Raw genomic sequence first — 1,512 nt, forward strand, 5'->3', positions numbered from 1 at the left:
TCCCCAAGGTGCGGAATACCAAGCTGTACGTCGGGGTTGTCGCTGTGGTGATGTTAATGCCCAGAATGCCCAAACGGTAGCTGTCGTGTCTATTCCTGTGGGATCCCGTGCCCTGTACGATCGCCTTGTAACCTTGTCCCAAACAGATGTGCTCCAGAAAGCTAATGGGGTTATCGTTATGGGGCTATGTGGCAGCCTTGCAGCAGATTACCGCCTGGGTGATGTAGTTGTATACCGAGCTTGCCTATCTCCATCGCCCATCACTGACTCTGGGAATCATCTACCTACCTTACAGGGGTATACTGTTAAATTCTGTGAGCTAACGTTGACGCAGAAACTGATGGATGCATTTGGGGCGGATCCACTATTGAGGGCGCGGTTAGTTACAGCCTTTACCAGCGATCGCCTACTGTGGGCAGCCGCTGAGAAGCGACAGTTGGGACAAACTCTAGCAGCCGACGTAGTGGACATGGAGGGGGCGATCGTGGTAAGTGTGCTAGCGGCTATTGGTGTCCCGGTTGCTATGGTGCGGGTTGTAAGTGATGGTGTGGAGCAAGACTTGCCGAATATCACCTCAGCATTGGGTCGTGATGGAGCAATTCATCCCTTGCCCCTAGCCCTAGCAATGTTGCAACAGCCAATCGCGTCTCTGCATCTAATTCACAGTTCCCTAGCTGCGCTCCACAAGTTGCAAGCCGCCGCCACTGTTGTCGCTACAGTTGTTTCAGCACCCCATCATCCAAATAATTCACGCGATCGGCGACATCCTTAATCCGGGGGTCATGGCTGACAACTAAAACGGTAGCGTGTTCTTCCTTAGCCAATTGCCGCAGTAACTCCATGACTGCATGACCGCTATGGGCATCTAACGAGGCTGTAGGTTCGTCTGCCATAATGATTTGAGGATGACCTGCCAAGGCACGAGCGATCGCTACCCGCTGCTTTTGCCCACCGGATAAATCACGAGGCAGTTGATGTGCCCGATCGCTCAAGCCCACTTTTTCTAACAATGCTTTAGCTTGCTGGCGAGCGGCTCGTCCCCGAATGCCCTTCAAGTTCAAGGTAGTTTCTACATTTTCGCAGGCTGTTAATGCCGGAAATAAGTTGAAATCTTGGAAGATAAAGCCAACGTGTTGCCGCCGAAATGCTGACTGTTTAGCACGAGAGAGTTTGGTAATGTTTTCGCCCAACAGATAGACATCCCCAGATGTAGGGGTCAGCAGTCCAGCTAGGACTGAGAGTAAGGTGGTTTTGCCAGAACCCGATGGCCCCATGAGCAATTGAATATCTCCTTGGTGGATTTGCCAGTCGATATGTTTTAACACCTGTAGAGACTGTTGTCCTGATGACAGTACCATCTCAATGCCCCTGGCAACGATCGCCGCTGACATGGATGAGCCAGCGATCGGCATTTCAGAGCTGTAGCTGTTGGGAGTTACAAACTTTTCAGTGGTCATATAGTCATCAAAGACTTACAGACGTAGATGCTCTTATCCTAAGACAGCCGTTGAC

At 51.2% G+C, this 1,512-nt stretch carries 2 protein-coding genes; one reads left to right on the forward strand and one right to left on the reverse strand.

Features of this window, described 5'->3' with window-relative positions:
* The coding region (locus NZ772_18770) for a hypothetical protein (GenBank protein MCS6815601.1) at window positions 1-772 on the forward strand (772 nt) is incomplete at its 5' end.
* Here the strand turns inward: NZ772_18770 and NZ772_18775 are convergent.
* Complete coding sequence (locus NZ772_18775; GenBank protein ID MCS6815602.1) at window positions 714-1,412, reverse strand: ABC transporter ATP-binding protein; 699 nt, start codon at window positions 1,410-1,412, stop codon at window positions 714-716. The genes NZ772_18770 and NZ772_18775 overlap by 59 nt on opposite strands.
* Window positions 1,413-1,512: the final 100 nt, after the last annotated feature.

This window comes from Cyanobacteriota bacterium, from assembly GCA_025054735.1.
GTDB lineage: Bacteria > Cyanobacteriota > Cyanobacteriia > SKYG9 > SKYG9 > SKYG9.

Coding starts and splice junctions, on each gene's coding strand:
- NZ772_18775 (MCS6815602.1), bottom strand. CDS start 1,412: ATGCCGATCGCTGGCTCATCCATGTCAGCGGCGATCGTTGCCAGGGGC.